The sequence below is a fragment of the Gracilimonas sediminicola genome, assembly GCF_024320785.1.
GTDB classification, from domain to species: Bacteria; Bacteroidota; Rhodothermia; order Balneolales; family Balneolaceae; genus Gracilimonas; species Gracilimonas sediminicola.
In genome coordinates, this window is record NZ_JANDBC010000001.1 from 963862 (window position 1) to 984361 (window position 20500).

Below are 20500 nucleotides of genomic sequence, written 5' to 3' on the forward strand. Positions count from 1 at the left end.
ACCGAAAACCCTCATTATGAAAAAAGCCAGGCTGCCCTTTCTGATTTTTGTTCTTGGGTTCACCTCTATTCATGCACAGGATTCTGTTCAAACATCTACTTCATGGCTCCAAATAGGGGTTGGCCGTGGTTTCATGGATAATATTGATGATGCAACTTCGGCTCTTATTGGCTTTCAACTCCAACATAATCGCCATCTTTTTTCTTTCCGCACTTCGATTACCGGTAATATTATCGGTACTTCTTATCAAGATTTTGGAATTTTATACGGCCAAATTCTGACACCCCCAAATTCCAGGTTTATGGGATCAATGAGTTTGGGAGCCGGATTTAGTTTAACCAATCAAAGTAATATTTGCCTTTTCGGGTGTGGTTCAAGCTCTTCTTCCACCAAGGCTAAGTTTACAGTACCTGTACAAGCCAGTTTCCAGTATCGACCATTCAAGTTTTTAGGTTTTGGGATTACAGGAATAGGTAATTTCAACACTTATCGAAGTTATTCAGGATTGCTATTTTCCATCCATTTAGGACGGTTCAGAGACTGAAACTAAATTCAATTAATTAACTCGCTCTGACGCTCTGCGTCGAAGCGAACCCCTATCAAATCCTTTCTAAAATTCAACATTCACCTTCACCCCGCCAAACCAATTTCGGGGAGCGGCCGGCTGGTAGTAGCGTTCTCCAAAAGCATTCAGGTCGTTACCCAGGCTATACTTTTCATCCAGCAGATTGTCTATCCCCACAAAGAAATCGAAGGTCCAGTTGTCGATGAGTTCCTTTTTGAAACCTACTTTGGTCTGCACCAGGTGATAAGGGTTGGAATACACGGAATTGGCATCATTAAGGGGGATTTCATCGGTGAAGTTATAGGACAGGTTCCCGTAGAAGCCGGGTTCCGTTCCGGCTGTTATCGCTGACACAACGGTATGTGGAGCAACTCCCGTCAGTTTATTGCCAGAATAATCATTTCCGTCTTTCACGTAGTTCACAAATTCAAAATCGTGGTAGGTGTACGACAGGCTCCAATCAAGTTGCTGGAGAAAGGCCGCCGGATTTCGAATCATTTGCCAGTTTGCAGCCAGCTCCACCCCATACTGATCGGTGGCCCCGGCATTTCTAAAAATAACGGTTGAATTACGATCCGACTGCTGCTGTACAATGGTTTCTTCCAGCTTGAAATAGAAAGCTGTAACATCGTAGGTAAAGCGTGCGCTAACAACGGTACCACGGGCCCCAACTTCAAAATTGGTTCCCTGTTCCGCTTCTAAATCTAAAGCAATGCTGCCTTCATTGGTTCTGAACTCTTCGATGGTTGGGGGCGAGAATCCATAGCTGATACTCCCATGCAGGGAAAGCGCCGGGCTGAATTTCTTCAGCAACCCAATTCTTGGGATGATTTCCGGATCAAAAGTTTTACGCGCAAGGCCGGTGGTATCACCGGGAAGATTTGATACCAGTCGGTTCAAACTGTATTCCAGCCGGTTGTAACTGAGTCCGGCCGTGAGATAAAAGTCAGCGGGCAGGTCCATTTCAGTATTGAAGAACAGCAACGAAGATTCAATCTTAATTTCATCGTCAAAGTTTAACGCGCCCACTTTGCTGGTGTCATTTTCAAAATTTCGGGCCGCATAATTAGCCGCCTGAAATTCACCCCCAACCGTAAACCGCGTTCTCACCTCCCCGATATCTGTGTCAAAGTAAAAGCGGGTTCGTCCCCCGCCCGATTTCCGGCTGTCTTTTTTGTAATCCAGATTGAAGGGATTTTCAAAGGCACTGAAAGTTCCATACACATTAGTCAGATTTGAAATGTCATCGGTGATCTGCACATCATGACTAATGCCCGCTAAAAAAGATTGCTGATCAATACTCGCATTCGACTCTACACTTCCCAGTACAAAGGGATTGCCCGGCCGGGCCTGACTCGGATCATTTTGATATTGCTCCAGCGTCAATCCTCCCGGAATTCCGTAGTTCAGATCCGAATACAGGAAACTGGTCTTAATGATCTGCCTGTCATTCAGCTGAAAGCGTCCGGAAAGCTCAGCCGTCTGCCTGTTGAAAAACGTCTGATCCCGGTATCCGTCCGCATGCTGATTGGAATAGTTGAAACGAAGGCTTCCTTCATCAAATTGATTTTGGGCATAAGCCGTATAACGCTGCAATCCGTATGAACCCAGCATCAAGCCTGCTCCCACCTCATTTTGATTCGACTGCCGGCTTTCCAGCAAAAGAGCTCCTCCGTTTCCGGCTCCGTAAATACTGCCGGCCGGACCTTTAATCACTTCCACTTCCTGCATATTAATCACATCCAAAAGATTCAGGAAAGTGCTTCCGGAAGGCTCCGTAAAAGGAATACCGTTCCAGTAGACTTTCACATTCCGGACTCCAAAAGGAGCACGCAGGGAACTTCCCCGAATGGCTACCCGGTAACTTCCCGGGGCGCGCTGTTCAATCCGTACGCCGGGCACCGTATTCAAGCCATACAGCAAAGATCCCTCATCAAATCCACCGATAAGTTCGGGCTTCACATTGGTGATGGCTCCGGGTGTCTCCATCAGGCTTCGGTTCCCCTCATAGCCAACTACTACAATATCTCCGAGATCGGCTTTGAGAGTATCTAAATCCTGGCGGGCATAAAGCTGACTTGGGAATGATGAAATGAGAGAAAGTAAAAGAACCGCTGATGATTTTATGTGCATGGGAACAAATTACAAAGCCTTGTATTAAGATTTAAGAATTGAATACCTTCTGGCAACAAATAATTCACTACCAGATACTCATTTGCAAGATTTAAAGAACGCACCCATTGGAATTTTTGACTCAGGTATTGGCGGACTTACCGTAGCCAAGGCCGTGATTGATGCTTTACCCAACGAAGATATCATTTATTTCGGTGATACAGCCCGGGTTCCTTATGGTATCAAATCGGAAGAAACCGTACGTTCCTATGCTCTTGAAATTACCCATTTTTTATTGAAGCGTGGTGTGAAGATGATTCTGATTGCCTGTAATACGGTTTCAGCCTCAGCCAAGGAAGAGATTATACAGGCTGCCGGCGACATCCCCGTATTAGATGTGATAACTGCCGGTACTAAAAATGCGGTTTCTCTGCCAAAGCATAATCACGTAGGAGTGATTGGCACATTAGCCACCGTTAACTCTCAGGCGTATTCCAAGTCCATTCATGCTTATGACCCAACCATAACGGTAACGCAACAAGCTTGCCCTATTTTAGTCCCATTGGCCGAGGAAGGCTGGATTGATAACGATGTGGCCCTGCAGACTTTACATCACTACCTGGATCATTTTGATGAAAGCGGTATCCAATCTCTTATTTTGGGATGCACGCATTACCCGCTGTTTAAAGACATTATCCCAAAGGTTCTGAAGGATGGAAACATTGAAATTATTGACTCGGCAGAATCTATCGCAGAATCGGCAAAAACTAAACTGAGTGAATTAGGTTTGCTGAATGAATCCGGTGGAGAGTTCCGTTGCTACGTGAGCGATCGCCCCCAGCGTTTTCATGAACTGGCCGAACGGTTTTTAGGCCGCAGCCTGAACGGTGTTGAAGTTGTAAGTTTGGGGTGAAAAGCTCTCAGCTTACAGGATTCAGCTGTCAATTTTCTATCCCCGAAACTGACAGCTGATTATTGATAGCTAACTATTCTCCTTTCTTCACGGCCACTTTGTACAGCCAGATCATGAAGCATACAGCCGCTCCCACACCTAACACATCCGTTAACCAGCCAAAACCTTCCGGCATAAGGCGCAGGGCGTCCGTGCTTTCAAACAAGGCAAACGGTATTGCCAGAATAATTCCAATCAAAGCCTCCCCTGTTATCAACCCTGATGAGAACAACAAGCCTTTACGCTCTGCTGTAGTCTCTGCCTCTTCGGGGCTTTCCCCATTTTCAATAGCACGATTTCTGACAAAGCGGGCAGCTGTCCAAGCTATCATTCCTCCTAAGAAAATAGGAACCGATAACTCTACCGGCAGATAAATACCAACCGCTACGGCCAGAACCGGCGTTCTGAATTCCGTTCCTTTTCGTTTTAGGATCTGATCCAGGATGATAATGGCAACAGCAATCAGCCCTCCAATGATGATCATTCCCCATTCCAGGTTTCGCGCAAACACACCCTCGGCTACCGACTGCATGAGGGTAGCCTGTGGAGCCGTCAGCATTTCTTCGGGATTCATTCCCTCCCGCGGGAAAACACCGCCCAAACCATAGGCATTAAACAAGAGACTGAGTATAGGTGCAATCACCAAAGCGGCTGCTACCACACCCACTACCTGCATAATCTGTTGTTTGTAAGGAGTAGCTCCCACCAGCTGGCCGGCTTTTAAATCCTGCAGGTTATCACCCGCAAGAGCCGCAGCACAAGCAATCATGGCACCAACAATAATCGCTGCAGCGGCAGCAGTGGTTGCTTTTTCCATATCCGCGGTAAAATCAACCTGACTTCCCAAAATCGCCAGCAAACACAGAGAAGTAGCAAGAACAGTAGCAATAGTCACTCCTGAAATCGGGTTATTGGACGAGCCAACCAAACCGGCCATGTATCCGGCGACCGATGAAAACAAAAATCCTGCAAACAGTGAAAACACCACTCCGAATGTAATAGCCGTCCAATAAGCTCCCCCGCTCACAGCCAGGTGATCGATATCAATCACGTACATAAACACAATAAAAATCGGGATGGATAACCCTAAAATTCCCCACACAACAATATTGATTGGAGTATCCAACTCTGTCCGGGGGATATTCCCGCTGCCATTATTTTTCAACTCCTTCACTGCTACCATGGAAGATTTAATCCCATCCACCAGTGGCTTGGCCAAAGAAATAAGAGCCCATACACCACCAACAACCATAGCGCCTACACCCAGGTATCGAATTTTCTGACTCCAGATGGCAAGTGCGGCATCATAGCCTTCAGCAGCACCCACTATAGCTGAAATTTCTTCCGGGCTTGTAACTGCCATATAAATCGGGATTCCAAACAGCCAGGAAATCAAACCTCCTGCAAAAATCAGTACGGCGATATTCAATCCAACGATATAACCCACTGCAAGGAGCGCTACAGATAAATCGGCACCCATCCCAAAAATAGACTTTCCGGCTTTAACCGAACCGCCTACAGATCCTGCAAAAACCTTTAACCCGGTTTGGCTAAGCTTAAACAATGCAGCGGCAATACCTGCTTGAATAATCGTTTTAATTCCGGCTCCGCCTTCGGTTCCTGCTTTCAGAACCTCACCCGTAGCCACCCCTTCCGGAAACTGTAGTTCGCTTTCCACAATTAAAGCCCGGCGTAGCGGAATGGTGAACAGAACCCCCAAAATTCCTCCAAACATCGCGATGGCTGCTGTTTCCATGAATGGAAAATCCAGCCAGTATTTAAGTAAAATCAATGCCGGAAGTGTGAAAATAACCCCTGCCGCCAGCGATTCCCCTGCCGATGCAGCCGTTTGCACGATATTGTTTTCGAGGATATTAGACTCTTTGAACAGCTTCAATACCGCCATCGAAATAACGGCTGCGGGAATAGAAGCGGACACCGTCATTCCTACTTTTAGGCCCAAATAAGCATTGGCGCCGGCCAGGATTGCTGATAAAACAAAGCCCAACACAACGGCTTTCACGGTAATTTGGGGGAGGTCGTCTTCGGCAGAAACAAACGGGGTAAATCCTTTCTTACTCATAGGTTTTATTTAGGATAAATTTGGGTTTGCCGTAAATAACGATTTTTCACCTTCTATGCATAATGTTTGATGGGGCATTAGATTTCAGAGATAAAATCATTAATGTCCCCTTTCCTGTGTGTAGATTGTTGTAAAGGTAACCAACTCATTTAAATACCTAACCGCTATGAATAAACTTGTTGTATTACTTGCACTGATTTTAGGAAGCTTTTCGGTTTCTGAGTCATATGAAATCTTAGCACCCGAGAATCCTTCAAAAAACAAATTTGATATCGAAGATTTTAACTGGCTGGTTGGCTCATGGACCGGCGATGGCTTTGGCGGGATCTCCCACGAAACCTGGGCTGAACCGGTCAACGGGACCATGATGGGAATGTACCGCCATATTAATGCAGACGGGGAGCTGGTGTTTTATGAATTCCTACTGCTGGATGAAACCGGGCTTCGGCTGAAGCACTTCCATCCTGACCTGACCGGCTGGGAAGAAAAGGATGACATGCTCACTTTTGAGATGATCAGCTATACCACAGACAAAATTGAACTCAAAGGACTGACTTTTGAAAAGAAATCAGATACAGAGATGACCATTTCCCTGAAGATGAAACGCAGTGATGGTATCCATACCGAAATATTTAATATGAAACGGGATTAAGATCACTTGTTCAACGAATCCCGAATTAAGATTAGCTGTTCCTTTTTTGAGAAGTTTATGGGTATGAGGTTTCGTTAGCCTCTTACCCAAATCTGCGTTATTTTCAGGTGAACGTTTACTTTGAAATAAAATCATTAGTTCCTCTATGAAAACCATTGCCCAGCTTACATACATCCCATTATCAGAAGAAGACCCCCGAGAAAAAGTACAGGACCTGCTGGAGCACCTGGCTCAATACGATGTAGAAATAGAGGTTGGCTACTTATCCACAACTATTATTGGAGCTCCCAAAACGGTTTTTGAAGTAATTGAAGATCTTTACGACACCATGTCTCTGGAAAGCGAGAAGTTTCGTTTTCATGTAGAGTTGCTAAGTCCGGAGAAATAGGTAGGTAGGTTTTAGGGGCAAGGTGTTAGGTTTTAGTTGTTCTTGAACAAAACACTAAAACCTAACACCTAACACCTTACCTCTAATACCTACAACAGTTTTGAAGCCAGGTTAGCCAGTTCCGAACGCTCCCCTTTCTCAAGGTTGATGTGAGCATACATTTCATTGTTATTCATGCGGTCCACGAGGTAACTGAGTCCGTTACTTTGGGCATCCAGATATGGCGTATCGATTTGGAAGATATCCCCGGTAAACACAACTTTGGTGTTTTCGCCCGCCCGGGTGATGATGGTTTTCACTTCATGAGGGGTTAAATTCTGAGCCTCATCAATGATAAAAATCACGTTGGATAAACTTCGTCCACGGATATAAGCCAGCGGCACAATGCGCAGCTTCTCAGTCTGCAGCATTTCATCAATCTTCTTAAATGGCTTACTCGTTTCCTTATACTGATTTTTAATGAAGCTCAGGTTATCCCAAAGTGGCTGCATGTAGGGGTCAATTTTGGCATTGGCATCGCCGGGAAGAAAGCCAATGTCCTTATTACTTAGGGGAACAATGGGTCGGGCAAGATAAATTTGCTTGAAATTGCTCCGCTGCTCCAGTGCACTTGCCAAAGCCAACAGTGTTTTTCCCGTTCCGGCAGCTCCGGTAATGGTACAACACATAATATTCGGGTTCTGAAGGGCATGCATAGCAAAGGTCTGTTCTGCATTTTTTGGCTGAATGCCATAGGCATTGTTCTTTTCCACCACTTCTACCTTTTTGCTCTTCGCATTATACCAGCCAAGTCCCGATGAGCCATGACTTTTCATTATGTAATAATGGTTGCAAATCGGATCGGCTTCCATCAGTTCTTCAGGCTTTATCTTCCCTTTTTCATAAAACTTACTAACCACCGATGGGTCTTCAATTTCCAGAGACGTTTTGCCCTTGTATAAATGCTCAATATCCTGAATCCGAATGGTCTCGTAATCTTCCGACTCCAGGTTCAATGCCCGGGCTTTAAGACGCAGGTTGATATCCTTGGAAACCAATATCACCCGCTGATTTGGATTTTCTTCTTTCAGGTGGAGAGCCGCATTAATAATCCGGTGGTCATTCTTATCGGAGCCGTACACTTTGGTGGCATCCATGGAGTTTTCACCATTTGTTATCACCCTGAGGTTTCCATGCGACCTTCCGTTTAGCGGAATCCAGTTTTGCAGCATATTGGCATCCGAGATCCCATCCAGGTACCGGATAAATTCACGCGCATGCAGGTTAATGACGTTGTTCCCCTTTTTGAAAGTATCCAGCTCTTCAAGAACCGTGATGGGGATGGCTACATCGTTTTTTTCAAAGTTTCGGACAGCTTCATAATCGTAAAGTAGAACGGAGGTGTCGAGGACGAAGATCTTCTTCGATTTCTTCTTAGGCATAGATGAGGATGTTTGATTAGTCTTGCCATATGTACCAGCCGGGTAGATGATTGTAAGAGCGGCTTTTATAATAAAGCTAAAGCCCAAACCATTTGCAATATGCAGCCCTTATTTAATGGAATCTTAATGAACAGTACGCAGTGAACAGTTTCACAGTGATCAGTTGTCAGATACTTCTGAGCCTGTTATAAAACCAGGACTAACTTTGGATACTGTTCACTGAAAACTGATTACTGTAAACCCCACAAGGCAATACTAACCGCAATAGCCGCATTCAGGCTCTCGACTTTATCCTGTCCCGGAGCTGATTCTATCCTTACTTTCTTTCTTTTGGAATGCAATAAGCTTTCACTGATTCCATTCCCCTCATTCCCGACAACAATGATTGTTTTTTTTGCGGGTTGAACCGATCTCAGATTTATACTTTCTGGCCCACCATCAAGCAGCAAAATTTGCCATCCGTTCGCTTCAAGTTCCGTGAATATTTCTTCCAGTTCGCCTGATAATACCGGGATGCTTCCGGTGGCTCCGGCCGTACTTCGCACTACTTTGGGGTGATACACATCTACGCTTCCCTTTCCGGCAATTAACGCTTTTGCTCCGAACCAAGCCGCTGTTCGCAGAATCGTCCCCATATTTCCCGGATCCTGGATTGCATCGATTGCAACGATGATTCCGCTTTGTTCTCTCAATTCATTGGCACTGATTTCATCCGGCATCTTACAAACTGCCAGAATGCCCTGTGGATTTTCGGTATCTGCCACCTCATCAAGCACATCCGCTTCTATGGAAGCGCTGAAAGCTGACCATTCATCACTGGCCGCTTTTCCTTCGACCACAAACACAGTCTCTACTTCCACCAACCCATTTTCAAGCACCTGCTCAACGGCGCGCTCTCCCTCAACCACAAACCGCTGCTCATTTTCCCGATATTTTTTGCGGGCTAACTTCCGAAGTAATTTAATTTCATTATTTGATGCGTTTCTCATGTGGGAAGAATACAGAACTCAGCAGTCAGAATACAGTCTTCCCTTATAGTCAACCTTTCCAGGGTTAAACCAAATGAGCCTGATTCCGGGAAAGTGTAGTAACCCTGGAAAGGTTAACTGATGAAGACTTTCTCCTCTTGAATTCTGAGTTCTGTTTTCTGACTACTCACTTCCCTATCTTCACCAAAAAATAAGAGCTAAAATATCGTTATGGAATTTCTGAAGACATTAGGCATTGAAGGTATTAATCCCGGAACCAGTACCGGACGTAAACATCACGAGAGCAAAGAAACCATCAGCAGCTTCACGCCAACCAATGGTGACAAAATAGCTACCGTGGGAGTAACTACCCGCGAGCAATACGATCAGGTTGTGGAAGAAGCTCAGAAAGCATATAAAGTTTGGAGTCAAATGCCGGCTCCTCAGCGCGGTGAGATTGTGCGACAGATTGGCCAAAAATTGCGTGAGTACAAAGAACCACTTGGTAAACTGGTTACTTACGAAATGGGTAAAATCTACCAGGAGGGGCTCGGTGAAGTCCAGGAAATGATTGATATCTGTGATTTTGCAGTGGGACAGTCGCGCATGCTGTATGGTAAAACCATGCACAGTGAGCGCCCTCAGCACCGCATGTATGAGCAATGGCATCCGCTGGGGATTGTGGGAATTATCTCCGCGTTCAACTTTCCGGTTGCCGTGTGGAGCTGGAACGCCATGATTGCTGCCGTGTGCGGAAACGTAATGATTTGGAAAGGCTCCGAAAAAACGCCCCTTTGCGGAGTTGCCGTACAAAAGATTGTAGCCAAAGTGCTCAAAGAAAATAACCTGCCTGAAGGGATCTTTAACCTGGTTACCGGAGACCGCGAAGTAGGCGAATGGATGACCGAAGACGAACGAATCCCACTTATTTCCGCAACCGGCTCTATCAGAATGGGGAAAGAAGTAGCCAAAACCGTGGGCGGACGATTAGGAAAAAGCATTCTTGAGCTGGGAGGAAACAATGCCATCATCATTTCCGAGGATGCTGATATTGAAATGGCGATCAGAGCTACCGTTTTTGGGGCCGTTGGAACTTGCGGTCAGCGCTGCACAAGCACGCGCCGGCTTATCGTTCAGGAATCCGTTTATGATCAGGTAAAAGACCGGTTGCTCAGTATTTATGAAAATATCTCCATTGGCGATCCGCTTGACGAAAACACACTGGTTGGGCCGATGATAGATCAGGGCGCCGTTGACCAAATGCAGAATGCCCTGAAGGAAATTGAAAAAGAAGGTGGTAAAGTTATAACCGGTGGTGAGCCTCTGGACGAAGATGGTTTTTACGTGAAACCAGCGATCGCTGAAGTTGAAAATCATTATGATATTGTTCAGGAAGAGACTTTTGCGCCTATCCTTTACCTCATCAAATACAAAACGCTGGATGAAGCCATCGAGCTGCACAATGGTGTGAAACAGGGACTCAGCTCGGCTATGTTTACCCTGAACATGCGGGAAGCTGAAAACTTCCTGAGTGCCCGCGGCTCCGATTGCGGAATTGCCAACATCAATATTGGAACCAGCGGGGCTGAAATTGGTGGCGCCTTTGGCGGAGAGAAAGAAACAGGTGGCGGACGGGAATCCGGTTCCGATGCCTGGAAAGCGTACATGCGCCGACAGACCAACACCATGAACTGGGGAGATTCGTTGCCACTCGCACAGGGCATCGATTTTGATGTTTAATTATTCCTATTGAAAACACGTAGAGCCACAAGGTTTTGTATCTCTACGTGGCATTCTAATAAACACAATGTCCACAATAGAAAAATTAATCACCCGCTTCGATCTGAAGGAACATCCGGAAGGCGGGTATTTCAAAGAGACTTATCGTAGTGAGGGTGTTATTCCCGAAACTGTTTTCCCTGAGGTATTTGAGGGGAGCCGCAACTACTGCACAGGCATTTATTTTCTTTTGACCTCAGATGCTTTCTCTGCTTTTCACAGAATCAGGCAGGATGAGATGTGGCACTTTTATCAGGGTTCGCCGCTTACTATTCACATGATCAGTCCTCATGGCGACTACTCTAAGCAAGTGGTTGGGTTGGATTTTGACAACGGAGAACTTCCTCAATTCACCGTACCCAAAGAATATTGGTTTGCAGCGGAAGTCAACCAACCGGACAGCTATTCATTTGTGGGCTGCACCGTTTCTCCCGGCTTTGATTTCCGGGATTTTGAATTGGCTGCAGAAGAAAGTTTAAGCCGTAAGTTCTCCAAACATAAAGACCTGATTTCCCGTCTTACCCGAGGGTAGATCCCTTATTAATTATTTGATAAGGGTAAGCTTTCGAAACAGTGTTTGGTTACCGGTATCCAGTTTATACAAGTAAACCCCGCTCGAAAATTTTCCGGACGATGCATCCCATCTAAATGAATGGGTTCCTTGCGGCTTCATTCCATTCTCCAGCACGGCTACTTCTCTCCCCATTATATCATATACCGCGAGCTTTACCCTGTCCGGTTTATCTAACCGGTAAGAAATGGTGGTCGTCGGGTTAAAGGGGTTTGGATAATTTTGATACAGCTCAAAGCCTTTGGCAATTTCTTCGTCTTCCTCCTTTTCTATTCCCACCAGCACTCCACTGTTTTCTGCTCCCGGGGTTCCATGCCCCACCGAAGCCGCCCAATTTTCCGCTTGTGAGTTATCCAGCTTAGGATGGGTAAGGGAAAGGGTTGCCCCTTCTCCATCAGCCTCTGCCGGCCAGGGTGGGTCATCACTATAAGTAACCTGGTCCACGATTTCTCCGGTATTGTTAAAAAGGCGAACAAGTTCACCGCTTCCGGCAAATCCAAAATCGAGGTCTCCTACATAATTATTCACTTCAGGAAATAGTGAAGTAAACATGGCGCTGTCTCTGGTAAGCACTAAAAACCCGCCACTTTCTACTATAGTGCCATCAGCGAAAGTGTAAATGTGCTCATCGTCGGAATCGGAGAAGTACCAGCCTCCTAAATCAATATTTGAGTCGGTATTATTATAAAATTCAATCCAGTCTTCGGGATCAAAATCTTCAGCTGAATTGTAGTTTATCTCATTGATCACGACCGGAGTATCATCGGATAGATCATTTCTTTTGAACACCGCCGTTAAAGATTCCTCACTTTCAATGGTAATATCTGCTTCAGTGTTGGTGCCCGACGCCTCACCGCTCCAGCCCACAAAAGTGTAGCCCGGAGCCGGAATCGCTTTAATAGTGGTTGGTATGGATTTATAAATCAAAACCCAATCGGTAGTATCCGAACGAACCGTTTCAACTGTCACTGCCCCACCCTCGGCAGGACTTGAAGAGACTTCCAGTTTAGTTACCCCCGAAACCTCAAAGAAATTCTGAAGATGTGTCCGCGCTTTTGTTTGCCTGCTCCTCACAAAAACCTTCATTCTTTCCAGATGTTTTTCCCAATTCATGCCCGAACCCAACCGGAATGACTTTTCCCATCGGTCCATATGCCGGGGAATTTCAGATTCTATAAGTGCGGCCGTACTGTCAATAACTCCCAAAAGCCGCCCCGGCGAAAAAGATGCCTGTATGTGAATACTATATCGCTGAATAAATGTATTCCGAAAACGTTCATTGGTTAGCAAACTTCTGAATAGAAACGTCGACCATCCCGGATTTGCATAATAGATGTTGTTGGTCGTAGCCACCAGCTCCAGGCTGTTGGTATCATCCTGCCCAAAAGTGTGGCTGTTCATCGTCATATCCATGTCATACATTATCCAGCGCCACTTTCCTCCCGGAACCTGAGGCCTCCAGAATCGAATGTTATTAGCCGGCCAATCTCCATTCGCCATATAGATTTCAGTAAGCACATAGTCGATATACTGGTCGATATGCATTTGACGACTAACCCACTCGTAATTTTCCTGTACCGACAGGTCGTTATTCTTCATGAAGTCAATCATGGCCTGGTAATGCGTATCTGATCCTTCTTTCACATTTGCATTTCCTGTGAGGATATCGAGTTCGTCTTCATCATAGCCGTAATTCGATTCAATGAAATCCTCATTTTGCTTTTCACGCAGGATGTGAATCCCCCAGTATTCACCATTTAAGAAAACGACAACCGGCTTAAAAGCTTGGTATCCTAAATCCATCCGATCTTTCATCATGGCCTGTATGGATGCATTCCTGATCATAGCTCTGTACCAATCCTGCCCTCCACTTCTCAGGGCCAGCCGGTCAAACTCAGTAAAAGGTTTATCCTCAAAAAGGGGATAATTCAGCTTCTTGGGACCATACTCTTCCCGAAAATAGATATCCAGTGATTTTTGATCGTACAGCCGGGTACAACCTCCTCCAATTTTCACCCCGGCGTTTACGCTAAAACCGGGAGTGTGATCTTTTTCGAAGAAGGCCAGATGGACCGGACGTTCCCAGTCCTGATTCCAGTTTTTGGGAGTGCTTCTGCAGTATCCGGGAATGCCATTAGTACCTTCCACATAGATACCGGCACTGTCTGAGAAAAACCCGGCAGGATTTGTGGTTACGGATAGAATGGGCAATTCGGTCGGTTCATCTATAAAATATGATCTGAAAAAGAACGAGGTGTCTGCACGATCATCGGATAAAATCATGACTCGTAAAACAGAATTTTGGGTAATAGACAATGAATCCTGAAAAAGCGCACTTGCAGAATCCGGGAAGGCTCCGTCAAGTGTATAGAAAATGGATGAAGAATCGGACACACCCTCAATTTGAACGATCACTGAATCTGAATAGAAGCCGCTGTCGGTAATATGGATTTCATTTTGAGCCTGCACCTTAACTACAGAACAAATGATGATTAGAAATGCGACTGATTTTAGAAAATAGGCTCGGTACATCTTGATAAAGCTATTGGCATTTTACGGCCTGCAATTAAAGGCCTTTTGAGAAAAAAGGTGTGAAATAAAATGTAATAAGATTTATCCCTGCCGGGGGTACGCTAACCAAAAAATTTCATCCAGCCTAAAGTGACAAACAATAAGATGAGGCGGTAAGATTGAATCAAGGGCACGAACGCCACATTCAACAGAACCACTTTAAATCCTTTTATCAGCAAATTTCCGGCAAAAAAATTCCTGTACAGGAAATAGCCATACACATTCAGAATCAACAATACGGTAACTGATAAGCTCATCTCAGTAACTAATTCCATCATCCCGTCAATCTCAAAATATACTGCGATCAGCTTATACGACCCCGGAAGCACAGAACACAATACAAACACCAAGAAAGCACTTAAAACCAGGCTGTAATTGATATGATAAAGTAATGGCTTTCTCTCCCTTTCACTCAGATTAAGCACCCACGTAGCCACAGAAAATAGCAAGGGAAGAATTACAAGCAGTGCTTTTGAAAGTATTTGGGTCAGCTCATTGTATTCCGGCGTAAACTCCGGGTAACTCATACCGGAAGCTGCGATAAAAGACATGATAAAACCTTCCGTGTACTCACTATAGGGAAGTCGGTTTAGCTGAGTATGCAAAGTGGTTTTAAAGGTATCTACTGCCGGAAATATGAAGTAAAAGGCATTAGCCAGAATGAAAAGCTTAATCGGTGAAATATACTTTTTCCGTGCCCCGGATAGGTACTCACTTACATACGTGTGGGGCTTACCCAGAAATACCTTTAGGGTGTTCAGGAAGCTGTTTTCAAAATTAAGCCAGCCGCTTATAAACTCATTAAAGAGAACTGTAACCCTGTGGTCTTTCTCCGATAATTTTCGCTGTCCGCATTTGGGGCAATACGAAGTAGTGAAAGGCTCATAGCCGCAGTTTGGGCATTCGTGTGTATCAACCAATTCCGACATGGTTGACTATATAGCTTTTTCAATCCTTTGGAGCAACTGCTTTGTGAAAGCTTTTTGCTCAGGCTTCATGAACACGCTCCTCAGAATGGTCACCTGCTCCGCATCCACTTTATATTCGGGGTGAAGTCGGCTAAACATTTTTGCCGGAATTTTATACAGGGAAAGATAAAACGACTGCTCTCTCATCCCCGCATCGAACACGGCCTTGGATTTTGCAGAGATCTCTGAAGTCATTTTTGCTTGCGCAGGAAAGTATCCCAGAATATCCAATTCCGGTTTTTTAAATGCCTTAAGTTTTTGGGACGAACCAAGCAGATCATACATATTCCGGGCAGCTTGCAGGCATTTTTTCAGGATGGGCCCAAAGCCTTCGTTTTCTGTCAGGGGAAACATCTGCAAGGTAGCCCAAAGCGCTACTGCTGCAGCACCCGCCCGGGAACATTCCAAACTGATTTCCCCAAGGTGAAGATCTTCCGAAGTGAAATAGGTATAGGGAGAATCGTGCTTATAGAATTTCCCCACAGCCGGGTTTTTGAAAAGCACGCATCCACAACCATATGGCTGTAACCCGTGTTTATGTGGGTCCACCACAATGCTGTCGGCTTCTTCCATCAGTTTCCAGGATGTACCGTCTATGATTCCGGAATCTTTGAGCGTTCTGAAGAAACCGCCATAGGCTGCATCGATGTGAATCCGGATTCCATGCTTTTTTGCCCAGGGCAGAATTTCATCCAGTGGTTCTACCTCTCCCAGTCCCGTGGTCCCCAGGGTAACCACCATCGTTCCGATTTTCTCAGGGTTCACCGCTTCTAAATCAAAAGAACCATCATGTTTAACCGGTACCTTCACTCCTTCCACTCTTAACACTCCACACATTCGCTGATGGGTGTAATGGGAATTTTCAGAGAAGGCAATTTTTTTGTCGGGATGAGATTCCCGTGCCACCCAAAGAGCTTCCAGGTTCGCTATGGTTCCGCTTGCGGTAAGGTGACCCAAAAACTCCTCTCCATATCCAAAAAACTGAGCCAGCTCAGCTACCGCTTCTTTTTCCATTTCTGAGGATGGAGGTCCGCCATCCAGGGCATGGTTATTGGGGTTGATGGACATCGCCATGGCATAAGCCGCCCATGTAAGCGGATGCGGAGGCTTCAGCATTTGCCCCGCATAAACCGGATGGTGGAATGGGAAATTACACTTTAGCCTTTGTACCAAACGTGTGAAAACTTCCCGCTCTTTTTCTTCTGAAACAGAAAGCGAGGAATCCTGCTCCCAATCCCCAAAAGAAGACTTCCACTCTGAAAGCTGTTCCAGAGCCCGGCCTAACGCTTTTTGTGAGCTTTCATCCATTAGTAAAGATTTACAGAAACACCGGCAGACAGCACCTGCTTAAGCTGTACTTCACTGGAAAAGTCGTTATCGTAGCGAAGTTCAAACTGAAAAGAGGCACTCACAATACTGTTGATTTGCCCGACCAGTTCATTTCCCCACATTACGTCTGTTTCACTGACGGGGATCAGGAAATTGGTGAAGGTTTCGAGGCTGCTGCTGTACATAATGTTTTCGGCCACTTGTTTTTCAAATGTAATGCCGGTCGTTAAACCACCTTCTGACCGGAAGTTATCGCCCGGATCAAGGCCATAAACGGCAGATAAGCTATCATCATTTACAATGGTTTGCTTAAGCCCCAAACCTGCCTCAAAGGTAAAGGAATTACCGGGTTCGTATGCCAAACCAACGCCTTCATTAATATAAGCCGGTGCCATAAAATCTGATATCAACTCATCAGGAACCCCTTCTTCACTATTGTATTCGTACCCCTTATCAAACTGGGTTTGAAAACCTATCACCCCGTAAGCAGCAAGCGAACCGTCTTCCCTGAAGGTATAAGTAAATCGGTTTCTGATGGAAATAAGGTCATCTGTTTTACGGACCCCTTCGTTCTTAATTCTGGATTGTCCATACTTAACGTTGGTTCTGAATCCATAGGCAAATTGGTCCTGCCGGTAAAGTAAATTTAGGACGGATGAACCTGTTCCGCTTACTGAGCTTGCACCACCCTGCGACCAGTTGCTGTAGGCTGCTTGTGAGCCATTGAAACTAGCCACCCATTTTTGCTCCCATCCGCTTAGAGTATCCGGGATGGTAATGGTTTGGGCTGAAACTGTTAGTGAAATAAAACTTAAAAAAAGAAAGGCTGTTAAAGCTTTAATTCTGATAGTCATTTTACAATTTTGATTGATTAATTATTCTTAAAAAGTACGGCTTGGCTGAGGCTACCGTCTTTAAGCATTACCTCAATATGTTCTCCGGGCTTAGTCGGTACTGTTATTCCCATCAAGTCTGTTCGTAACGGGTATTTGCGGTGTCCGCGATCCAATAAAGCAGCGATTTCGATACTTTCGGGTTCGTAAACACTGCAAACCGCCGACAGTGCGCTAAACATAGTTTTGCCAGAGAAAATCACATCATCAACAAGCAGTACAAACTTATCGTTGCAATCCGGGAGGCTGCTTTTGGAGGCTTTCCCTTGTACATCATATCGGTGAACCGCTATATCTGTTCCCATTAATTCTTCGAGGCTCTCCCCAAGAAGCCGGGCCGTTGCTTCTCCCCGTTCATTCAAGCCAATCAATACCATTTCACCTTCATTCTCTTTATTGATTCGCTCCCAAACCTGTATCGCCATTCGCTTAAGCGTGCGCTCCATCCGCGCCCGATCCATTAAAACAATCTGCTTTTTCATAACCTGACTTTAAAAATTTAGACAAATGTACCGTTTTCTTTACTTAGTGTTAAAAAATAACATAAAAAACATGGCACAATTTGTTATCTTAACAGTGTTAACCTCAACCCAAAAGAGAGAACTATGAAACGTGTACTTGGAACATTATTAGTAAGTGCCACTGCCTTTGCCGGAGGCATGGTAACCGCGTTACTGCTATCCCCAAAAAGCGGTGAAGTAAACCGACGCTGGGTAAGCAAGCAGGGGAAAAAGACCAAAGGCATTCTGGAAGAAAAAAGCCGTAAATGGAAAGAAGACAGCGAGAAGAGAATTGACCGCTTTTCCAAAGGCGTGAAAAGAACGCTGAAAGATTCCGTCCCCAATTTATACGAAGCCACTGAAAATCTTCATTTTTCTGAGGGGGAAGAAGTAGAAGAAATTACCCGACATGGCTAAACCGGGCTTTGCACATTCTGAAGCCTTTTTGCAATGGATTTGGGAAAACCTGCTTTTTGATTTTTCGGACTTGCAAACAACGTCCGGGCATGCTGTTACCATCCTGAATCCCGGGAAGAAAAACGTCTCAGACGGGCCTGATTTCAAGCAGGCTACACTTGAAATTGACGGGCTTCGCTGGCATGGTGATATTGAGCTTCACACTAAAAGCTCCAACTGGAGATCACACGCTCATCACACGGATCCAAATTTTAATAGCGTGGTTCTGCATGTTGTAGCCGACTCAAATCCTGAACAAGTTCAGACCCAAAATCGCAGCCGGCCTTACACGCTCAATATTTTACCCTATCTCTCTGAAAAATTACACGTATTCTTAAAGAATTTTGAAGAACACTCCCCTGAGTTACCCTGCACCTCCGGTTTTCATTTTATTTCTGAAGAAGCTTTTTACCGCCAGATAGAACAAGCACACCGGGAGTATTTTGAAAAGAAATCCGATGATTTTCTCACCTTTTTTGATCCTAACCTGCTTCCATCCAAAGCCTGGAAACAAGCCCTCATTATTTCTCTTTGGGATGGGCTCGGCATTCCGCACAATCGGGAAGCCATGGCTACCACTGCCGCAGAGCTGTTAAAAAAATGGGATGGGCAGGATATAAAAGAAGCTAAGGCAATGAGCCTGGAAATTGCAGGTTTCACAAACGCCGATTCAGATCTGAACTGGAATTATAAATCAGTCCGCCCCGCCAATCACCCTGAAAAGCGGATTGAACAGGCTGTAGAATTAAGTGCGGCTATTCTTCAGGAACCATTTAATCATTTTCTTGCTACTGAAGCGATTCACCTCTGGGAGCAATGGTTCCGGAAAGCGGCGCTCAACCAAACCGCCCGCTTCGAGATTTTATTTGGCACGGTCTATCTTCCCGCACTCTTTATGCTGGGAAATTTATTTGCTTCCGGCCGGCTGAAATCTGCTTCACTCTCAAGCTGGAAAAATTTAAGAACCCCGATACCGGCCTCTTTGCTCAAAAAGTTCCGGCCTTTCCATCTTCAGGACAAACGATATCGCAAAAAGCTGGGCTCAATCCACCAATTAAATTCATATTGCAAAGCTTCCCGATGCTCTGAATGTTTTGTACTAAAAAAAGCGATTCAGTCTTGATTGCTTTTAAAGTGATTTCTATCTTTGGAGTCTGTCAATGACATGAATTGCCCGGTCGTCTAATGGCAGGACAGCTGGTTTTGGTCCAGTCAGTGGGGGTTCGAATCCTCCCCGGGCAACATATTTAGCTAAAGGATGACTGTTAAGCCATCCTTTTTGTTTATTAGCTGTTGTTTACATGAGTAACTCACAGCATTAACCTGAACTGAAAGCCCGCGCAAAGTGGACACACCTCTGGCGATTTTTTCCGGAACAAGTAACCCGGCTTTGGCAAGAGCAATTGCTGAAGAATATGGCACATCATTAGGTGATGTGACTATTAAAAAGTTTTCAGATGGAGAGCAGTACGTTAAGTACGAGCAAAGCATTCGGGGCGAAGACATTTTTGTGATACAGTCTACGCCTCCTCCCGGTGATAACATTATCGAACTTTTGTTATTGCTGGATGCCGCTAAACGAGCTTCAGTGAAAAGGGTAACCGCCGTTATTCCCTATTTTGGATATGCCCGGCAGGATCGTAAAGATCAGCCCCGGGTGTCAATAGGTTCAAAATTGATGGCTAACCTGCTGGTTAAAGCCGGTGCCGATCGCATCTTAACGATGGATTTGCACGCAGCTCAGATACAAGGATTTTTTGATATCCCGCTTGACCATTTATATGCAAGCCGGGCTTTTATTGATCATTTTACTTCCAACCCTATCGATAACCTGGTAGTGGTAGCTCCTGATGTTGGCAGCCTTAAAATGGCACGTGCTTACTCTAAAAAATTGGGCGCTACGCTGGCATTTATTGATAAGAGAAGGCCTAAAGCCAACCAATCTGAAATCATGAACCTGATTGGGGAAGTAGAAGGAAAGAATGTGTTAATCGTCGATGATTTGATCGACACAGCCGGAACATTGACGAATGCTGCAGCAGCTTTGAAAGAACGAGGCGCGCTCAGTATTGTCGCAATTTGTACACACCCGATTTTGTCGGGTCCGGCATTTCAGCGAATCGAAGATTCGCCTATTGATGAGTTGTTGGTAACGGATACCGTTCAGCTTCGCCAGCCTTCGGATAAGATTAAAGTGCTGAGCATTGCGAATATTTTTGCTGAAGCTATACAACGCATTCACACTAACGACACTATCAGTGCACTGTTTGATAATTAATGATTAAGGTAAAC

Annotated in this window: 18 protein-coding genes and 1 tRNA gene; 10 read left to right on the forward strand and 9 right to left on the reverse strand. The window is 45.2% G+C overall.

Going from position 1 to position 20500, the window contains the following annotated elements:
* Positions 1-16: 16 nt before the first annotated feature.
* A complete protein-coding gene (locus tag NM125_RS04355; RefSeq protein ID WP_255133228.1) occupies positions 17-544 on the forward strand; it encodes a hypothetical protein in 528 nt (175 codons plus the stop codon).
* Between the two features lie 66 nt (positions 545-610).
* Here the strand turns inward: NM125_RS04355 and NM125_RS04360 are convergent, their stop codons facing one another.
* A complete protein-coding gene (locus NM125_RS04360; RefSeq protein WP_255133230.1) occupies positions 611-2698 on the reverse strand; it encodes a TonB-dependent receptor family protein in 2088 nt (695 codons plus the stop codon).
* Between the two features lie 82 nt (positions 2699-2780).
* On the opposite strand from NM125_RS04360, the gene murI reads away from it, so the two are divergent.
* The gene (murI, locus tag NM125_RS04365; RefSeq protein ID WP_255133232.1) at positions 2781-3590 is read left to right on the forward strand and encodes a glutamate racemase; all 810 of its coding nucleotides are present in this window, start codon (positions 2781-2783) and stop codon (positions 3588-3590) included.
* A 73-nt stretch (positions 3591-3663) separates the two neighbouring features.
* Here murI and NM125_RS04370 read toward each other — a convergent pair whose 3' ends face one another.
* Positions 3664-5712: an OPT family oligopeptide transporter gene (locus NM125_RS04370; protein WP_255133234.1), complete on the reverse strand. Its 2049-nt coding sequence runs from the start codon at positions 5710-5712 to the stop codon at positions 3664-3666.
* A gap of 166 nt (positions 5713-5878) precedes the next feature.
* Between NM125_RS04370 and NM125_RS04375 the strand changes: the two genes are divergently transcribed.
* On the forward strand, positions 5879-6364 hold the full coding sequence (locus NM125_RS04375; protein ID WP_255133236.1) for a DUF6265 family protein: 486 nt from the start codon (positions 5879-5881) through the stop codon (positions 6362-6364).
* A gap of 145 nt (positions 6365-6509) precedes the next feature.
* Positions 6510-6752: a hypothetical protein gene (locus NM125_RS04380; RefSeq protein ID WP_255133238.1), complete on the forward strand. Its 243-nt coding sequence runs from the start codon at positions 6510-6512 to the stop codon at positions 6750-6752.
* A gap of 89 nt (positions 6753-6841) precedes the next feature.
* On the opposite strand, the gene NM125_RS04385 is transcribed toward NM125_RS04380, so the two are convergent.
* Positions 6842-8173 carry a PhoH family protein gene (locus NM125_RS04385; RefSeq protein WP_255133240.1) on the reverse strand — a complete coding sequence of 444 codons (1332 nt, stop codon included), beginning with the start codon at positions 8171-8173 and terminating at the stop codon, positions 6842-6844.
* Positions 8174-8403: 230 nt separating this feature from the next.
* Entirely contained in the window at positions 8404-9162 is a 759-nt protein-coding gene (locus NM125_RS04390; RefSeq protein ID WP_255133242.1) for a TrmH family RNA methyltransferase, read from the reverse strand.
* 210 nt (positions 9163-9372) lie between these two features.
* On the opposite strand from NM125_RS04390, the gene amaB reads away from it, so the two are divergent.
* Positions 9373-10881 carry an L-piperidine-6-carboxylate dehydrogenase gene (gene amaB / locus NM125_RS04395; protein ID WP_255133244.1) on the forward strand — a complete coding sequence of 503 codons (1509 nt, stop codon included), beginning with the start codon at positions 9373-9375 and terminating at the stop codon, positions 10879-10881.
* Positions 10882-10948: 67 nt separating this feature from the next.
* A complete protein-coding gene (locus NM125_RS04400; RefSeq protein WP_255133246.1) occupies positions 10949-11452 on the forward strand; it encodes a cupin domain-containing protein in 504 nt (167 codons plus the stop codon).
* A gap of 12 nt (positions 11453-11464) precedes the next feature.
* Here the strand turns inward: NM125_RS04400 and NM125_RS04405 are convergent, their stop codons facing one another.
* From NM125_RS04405 to NM125_RS04425, 5 genes are all read right to left on the reverse strand, one after another.
* Positions 11465-14023 (reverse strand): CotH kinase family protein, encoded by a 2559-nt coding sequence (locus NM125_RS04405; RefSeq protein ID WP_255133248.1) that lies wholly within the window; start codon positions 14021-14023, stop codon positions 11465-11467.
* 101 nt (positions 14024-14124) lie between these two features.
* Positions 14125-14991: a DUF3667 domain-containing protein gene (locus tag NM125_RS04410; protein ID WP_255133250.1), complete on the reverse strand. Its 867-nt coding sequence runs from the start codon at positions 14989-14991 to the stop codon at positions 14125-14127.
* Positions 14992-14997: 6 nt separating this feature from the next.
* Entirely contained in the window at positions 14998-16338 is a 1341-nt protein-coding gene (locus tag NM125_RS04415) for a pyridoxal phosphate-dependent decarboxylase family protein (protein ID WP_255133252.1), read from the reverse strand.
* The gene (locus NM125_RS04420) at positions 16338-17213 is read right to left on the reverse strand and encodes a DUF3078 domain-containing protein (RefSeq protein WP_255133254.1); all 876 of its coding nucleotides are present in this window, start codon (positions 17211-17213) and stop codon (positions 16338-16340) included. The genes NM125_RS04415 and NM125_RS04420 overlap by 1 nt, the downstream gene beginning before the upstream one ends.
* Before the next feature lie 17 nt (positions 17214-17230).
* Positions 17231-17734 carry a phosphoribosyltransferase family protein gene (locus tag NM125_RS04425; RefSeq protein ID WP_255133256.1) on the reverse strand — a complete coding sequence of 168 codons (504 nt, stop codon included), beginning with the start codon at positions 17732-17734 and terminating at the stop codon, positions 17231-17233.
* Between the two features lie 123 nt (positions 17735-17857).
* On the opposite strand from NM125_RS04425, the gene NM125_RS04430 reads away from it, so the two are divergent.
* The 4 genes from NM125_RS04430 to NM125_RS04445 all read left to right on the forward strand — a co-directional run bounded on the left by NM125_RS04430 (position 17858) and on the right by NM125_RS04445 (position 20486).
* Positions 17858-18169 (forward strand): YtxH domain-containing protein, encoded by a 312-nt coding sequence (locus NM125_RS04430; RefSeq protein ID WP_255133258.1) that lies wholly within the window; start codon positions 17858-17860, stop codon positions 18167-18169.
* On the forward strand, positions 18162-19331 hold the full coding sequence (locus tag NM125_RS04435) for a DUF2851 family protein (protein WP_255133260.1): 1170 nt from the start codon (positions 18162-18164) through the stop codon (positions 19329-19331). Before NM125_RS04430 ends, NM125_RS04435 begins: the two co-directional genes overlap by 8 nt.
* Positions 19332-19379: 48 nt before the next feature.
* Positions 19380-19450 (forward strand) — tRNA-Gln (locus NM125_RS04440).
* 103 nt (positions 19451-19553) lie between these two features.
* Positions 19554-20486, forward strand: coding sequence for a ribose-phosphate diphosphokinase (locus tag NM125_RS04445; RefSeq protein WP_255133262.1), 933 nt, complete (start codon positions 19554-19556; stop codon positions 20484-20486).
* Positions 20487-20500: the final 14 nt, after the last annotated feature.